Here is a 5,275-nt window from a genome sequence, read left to right as displayed (position 1 = left end):
ACGACACTACAGGACATCTTAGATATGAACATGAAAAAACTGGCTACCCTGGTTTCCGCGGTTGCGCTGAGCGCCACCGTCAGTGCGAACGCGATGGCGAAAGATACCATTGCACTGGTTATCTCTACCCTGAATAACCCGTTCTTTGTCTCCCTGAAGGACGGCGCGCAGAAAGAAGCGGACAAACTGGGCTATAACCTGGTGGTTCTGGACTCACAGAACAACCCGGCGAAAGAGCTGGCTAACGTTCAGGATTTAACGGTTCGTGGCACCAAAATTCTGCTGATCAACCCGACGGACTCCGACGCGGTGGGTAACGCCATCAAGATGGCAAACCAGGCTAAAATCCCGGTGATTACCCTCGACCGCGTGGCCTCTAAAGGTGAGGTTGTGAGCCATATCGCGTCTGATAACGTGCTGGGCGGTAAAATCGCCGGTGACTATATTGCGAAGAAAGCCGGTGAAGGCGCTAAAGTCATCGAACTGCAGGGTATCGCCGGGACTTCTGCCGCGCGCGAGCGTGGTGAAGGCTTCCAGCAGGCTGTCGCGGCACATAAATTCAACGTGCTGGCAAGCCAGCCTGCCGACTTTGACCGTACTAAAGGTCTGAACGTGATGCAGAACCTGCTGACCGCGCATCCGGACGTGAAGGCTGTCTTCGCTCAGAACGACGAAATGGCGCTGGGCGCGCTGCGTGCGCTGCAAACCGCCGGTAAATCCGACGTCATGGTCGTAGGCTTCGACGGTACGCCGGATGGCGAAAAAGCGGTAAATGACGGCAAACTGGCGGCGACTATTGCCCAGTTGCCGGATCAGATCGGTGCAAAAGGCGTGGAAACCGCCGACAAAGTGCTGAAAGGCGAAAAGGTACAGGCAAAATATCCTGTTGACCTGAAGCTGGTAATTAAGCAGTAATAACGCGAATGCGATTCAGGCTCTTGCAGCCTGAGGGACAATATCTATAAAGAAAAGTAGGGCACGCGCCACCGGTACGCCGGTGGCGCATCTTACCGGACACTCTGAAAATGAAAACCGCAGGCAAACTCGTCGTCCTTGGCAGCATCAATGCCGATCACATTCTCAATCTTGAATCTTTCCCGACGCCAGGCGAAACCGTCACCGGTAGCCATTATCAGGTCGCATTTGGCGGCAAAGGCGCGAACCAGGCGGTTGCTGCCGGGCGCAGCGGCGCGGATATCGCGTTTATTGCCTGCACCGGCGATGACGATATCGGTGAGCGTATCCGTAAACAGTTGCAGGTTGACCGCATTGATATCGCGCCCGTGAGCGCGGTAGCCGGTGAGTCGACCGGCGTAGCGCTGATCTTCGTGAACGGCGAAGGCGAGAATGTGATTGGCATTCACGCGGGCGCTAACGCCGCACTATCTACTGGGCTGGTCGAGGCACAGCGTGAACGCATTGCCGAGGCAGATGCGCTGCTGATGCAGCTTGAATCCCCGCTGGATAGCGTATTGCTGGCGGCTCAGATTGCCCATCAGAATCAAACCACTGTGGTATTGAACCCGGCCCCCGCTCGCGAGCTGCCGGATATACTGCTGTCGCTGGTGGATATCATTACCCCAAATGAGACCGAGGCTGAGAAGCTGACCGGTGTTCGGGTGGAAAACGATGACGACGCCGCGAAAGCCGCACAGGTACTGCACGCGAAAGGCATCGACACGGTGATTATTACTCTTGGCAGCCGTGGCGTATGGGCCAGCGTTAAGGGCGAAGGGCGTCGCGTACCGGGCTTTAAAGTGCAGGCTATCGACACCATCGCCGCGGGCGATACCTTTAACGGCGCGCTGATGACTGCGTTGCTGGAGAATACGCCGTTGGCCGACGCGCTGCGCTTTGCGCACGCCGCCGCCGCTATTGCCGTGACACGCAAAGGCGCGCAGCCCTCTGTGCCCTGGCGTGAAGAGATCGACGAATTTTTACGTCAGCAGGGGTAATGCTTGGCCACGATGAAGGATGTTGCTCGCCTGGCGGGCGTTTCCACCTCCACGGTATCTCATGTCATCAACAAAGACCGGTTTGTCAGCGATGCAATAACCGAGAAGGTTGATGCGGCCATCAAAGCGCTGAACTACGCCCCGTCAGCGCTGGCGCGTAGTCTCAAGCTGAATCAGACTCACACCATCGGTATGCTGATTACCGCCAGTACCAACCCCTTTTATTCAGAGCTGGTGCGCGGCGTGGAGCGCAGCTGTTTCGAGCGTGGTTACAGTCTGGTGCTATGCAATACCGAAGGCGACGAACAGCGGATGAACCGCAACCTGGAAACGCTGATGCAGAAGCGTGTCGACGGGCTGCTGCTGCTGTGCACCGAAACGCACCAGCCGTCGCTGGAAATTATGCAGCGCTATCCGTCTATTCCCTCCGTTATGATGGACTGGGCGCCATTCGACGGCGACAGCGACCTGATTCAGGATAACTCGCTGTTGGGCGGCGATATGGCGACTCGCTATTTGATCGAGCGTGGCTATACGCGCATTGCCTGTATTTCCGGTCCGCTGGATAAAACCCCGGCGCGGCTGCGTCTCGAGGGCTATCGGGAAGCCATGCATAATGCGCAGTTGCCGATCCCGGACGGCTATGAAATTACCAGCAACTTTGAGTTTGGCGGCGGATTAGATGCCATGCAGAAACTGCTGGCGCATCCTGAACGTCCGGATGCCGTTTTCGTTGGTAACGATGCGATGGCGGTAGGGGTTTATCAGGCGTTGTATCAGGCCGGGCTACGTATTCCGCAGGATATGGCGGTGATTGGCTATGATGATATCGAACTGGCGCGCTATATGACGCCGCCGCTCACGACCATTCACCAACCAAAAGATGAACTGGGCGAGCTGGCGATTGATGTGTTGATTCACCGTATTGCGCAGCCCGGGCAAAAACAGCAGCGTATGCAGCTGACGCCCGAGCTGGTGGTGCGTGGGTCCGTCTGAGGTTAGTGTTTTTCTTTTATCAGGTTGCGGCCATCTTTCGGCCGCAGCAGCATAAACATCAGCGCTGACACTGCCGTTATCACCCCCATGGTGATAAAGGTGTAGTGGAACTGCTCAATCGTCGAGCCGACAATACTTTGATACGAGCGCAGTACCGCGGCGCTGATCGCCACCCCAAGGCTAATCGACAATTGCTGTGTAACGGCCAGCAGGCTGTTGCCGCCGCTGGCGTTATCGTCGGAGAGATCGGCAAGCGTAATGGTGTTCATCGAAGTGAACTGCGTCGACATGGCCATCCCCAACACGAACAGCGGCAGAATCAGCATCCACACCGGCATTGACGGCGATTGTAATGAGAACTGCGCGATCATTAAGCCGATAAACAGCGTGACGCCGACCAGCGTTTTCCGATAGCCCAACCGGCGTAGCACCTGGGTGACGGTTGATTTTGCCACGATAGAGCCGATTGCCGTGGGCGCCATCATGATGCCCGCAATCAGCGCCGGATAGCCAAAGCCAACCTGCAGCATTAGCGGCATCAGGAACGGCACGCAGCCGGTGCCCAGGCGTGTCGCCAGGTTACCGGCAATACCGACTGAGAATGTCCGCGTTCTGAATAAGCCCAGAGAGATCAGCGGTGTTGGATGCTTGCGCGCGTGGCGGATATAGGCCAGCAGCAAAATAATACTGAACAGTACTACCATCAGAGCGACCCAGCCCGACACAATCTGCTCGCCGAGCAGTTCCATGCCGATGGAGAACAGTACCAGGCTTAACCCAAACAGCAGGAATCCTGAGAGATCGAAGCGTCGCCGCGGCGTCGTGAAGTTGGGCATGTATTTTCGTGCGTACAGCATGCCAATAACGCCGATCGGTATGTTGATGAGGAAAATCCAGTGCCAGGTAGCCCAGGTGACAAAAACGCCACCCAGCACCGGGCCCAGAATAGGTCCTATCAGCCCCGGCATGGTGACAAAATTAAGCACCGGTAGCAGTTCGCTACGCGGGTAGGCGCGCAGCAGCGCCAGGCGGGCGACGGGCATCATCATGGCGCCGCCAATCCCCTGAATAATACGGAAGATCACCAGTTCGCCGAGCGAAGTCGAAAGCGCGCACGCCAATGACCCAAGGGTAAACAGGCTGACCGCCAGCATAAAGATGCGTCGGGTGCCGAAGCGGTCAGCAAGCCAGCCGCTTACCGGGATCAGCATGGCCACCGTAAGGGTGTAGCTGATAATGGCCGATTGCATCGCCAGCGGCGACCGGTTGAGGCTGTGCGCGATAGCGGGCAGCGCTGTATTCAGAATGGTGGCGTCTAGCGCCTGCATAAAGAAGGCCATCGCGGCTATCCACGGTAGCCCGGCCATACTCCGCGCTTTCTTCTCAGTCATTCGCTGTCCTTTATACTGCGGCCAGAATATGTGGCGCGTTTAATAAAGCCTGGCAGGCCTGGTATGCCCGTGGGCCATCGCCTTCTTGTATCGCATCAACAATGGCCTGGTGGCTCGCCAGTTCAATCACCTCATCTTCGGTAATCGAGGTGAAATAAATGTGGTACACCGAGTGGAACAGTTTGGCGAATGATGTCAGAAACGGGTTAGCACTCATTTCATAGATGTGTTCATGCCAGGAGGTGTCGATATCGATCCAACGCTCGCGGTCGAATGTTTTCTCCAGCGTCGCCATCTCTTCCATTAAGGTATTGAGCTGGGCTTTCTGCTCGGCGGTACCGAGCGTGGCGGCCAGCATGCAGGCCTGCGGTTCCAGACTGCGACGCAACACCAGGAAGTGTTTCATGACGGCCTGGAAGTTATCTGTCGTTAGCCACCAGGAGATCAGCTCGGTATCGAGGAAGTTCCAGTGGGCCTGAGGCATCACACGGGTACCAATACGCGGGCGAGGAAGCAGCATCCCTTTCGCTGACAGCGTTTTTACCGCTTCGCGAACGGCGGTTCGGCTCACGCCGAAGATTTCACCCAGCTCCATCTCGCCGGGGAGGATGCTTTCCGGGGGATACTCACCGGTTAATATCTTCTGGGCTATTTTCTCAGCCAGTACCCAGGAGATGTTCTTTTGAGCGGCTAGTTGCTGTGCGCTTAGAGACATAAATGCCATTCCTATTATTTATCTTTCTTTAGTATGCCATTTGACGTGCTGAATCGGTGTTAAAAACAGCAGTTTGGGCATTTTACGGCGTATTCATAAGCAATTTGATGAAAAAAATAGCGAGCGATAAAATAATTCAAATTTCCCCTTGTCAGGCAGAATAAACTCCCTATAATGCGCTCCCACTGACACGGAACAACGGCAAACAAGCCGCCGGG

5 protein-coding genes are annotated in these 5,275 nt (G+C 56.0%); 3 read left to right on the top strand and 2 right to left on the bottom strand.

From position 1 onward, the window contains the following. The first annotated feature begins 24 nt into the window (after positions 1-24). The 3 genes from rbsB (at position 25) to rbsR (ending at position 2,951) form a co-directional block, all read left to right on the top strand. A complete protein-coding gene (gene rbsB, locus ACW14G_RS22085) occupies positions 25-915 on the top strand; it encodes a ribose ABC transporter substrate-binding protein RbsB (protein WP_106930081.1) in 891 nt (296 codons plus the stop codon). Positions 916-1,025: 110 nt separating this feature from the next. Next, complete coding sequence (gene rbsK / locus ACW14G_RS22080; protein WP_223803607.1) at positions 1,026-1,955, top strand: ribokinase; 930 nt, start codon at positions 1,026-1,028, stop codon at positions 1,953-1,955. A 3-nt stretch (positions 1,956-1,958) separates the two neighbouring features. Next, on the top strand, positions 1,959-2,951 hold the full coding sequence (gene rbsR / locus ACW14G_RS22075) for a ribose operon transcriptional repressor RbsR (RefSeq protein ID WP_163449491.1): 993 nt from the start codon (positions 1,959-1,961) through the stop codon (positions 2,949-2,951). A gap of 2 nt (positions 2,952-2,953) precedes the next feature. On the opposite strand, the gene mdtD is transcribed toward rbsR, so the two are convergent. Continuing rightward, positions 2,954-4,342, bottom strand: coding sequence for a multidrug transporter subunit MdtD (gene mdtD / locus ACW14G_RS22070; protein WP_064540545.1), 1,389 nt, complete (start codon positions 4,340-4,342; stop codon positions 2,954-2,956). A gap of 10 nt (positions 4,343-4,352) precedes the next feature. After that, positions 4,353-5,057: a FadR/GntR family transcriptional regulator gene (locus tag ACW14G_RS22065; RefSeq protein ID WP_167574673.1), complete on the bottom strand. Its 705-nt coding sequence runs from the start codon at positions 5,055-5,057 to the stop codon at positions 4,353-4,355. Positions 5,058-5,275 lie beyond the last annotated feature (218 nt).

It is taken from the genome of Kluyvera sp. (genome assembly GCF_965301105.1).
This window is presented reverse-complemented; position numbering and strand designations above follow the sequence as displayed.

Bases quoted from the DNA above. Each gene is read 5' to 3' on its own strand.
- rbsB (WP_106930081.1), top strand. From the start codon at position 25: ATGAACATGAAAAAACTGGCTACCCTGGTTTCCGCGGTTGCGCTGAGC.
- ACW14G_RS22065 (WP_167574673.1), bottom strand. From the start codon at position 5,057: ATGTCTCTAAGCGCACAGCAACTAGCCGCTCAAAAGAACATCTCCTGG.
- mdtD (WP_064540545.1), bottom strand. From the start codon at position 4,342: ATGACTGAGAAGAAAGCGCGGAGTATGGCCGGGCTACCGTGGATAGCC.
- rbsK (WP_223803607.1), top strand. From the start codon at position 1,026: ATGAAAACCGCAGGCAAACTCGTCGTCCTTGGCAGCATCAATGCCGAT.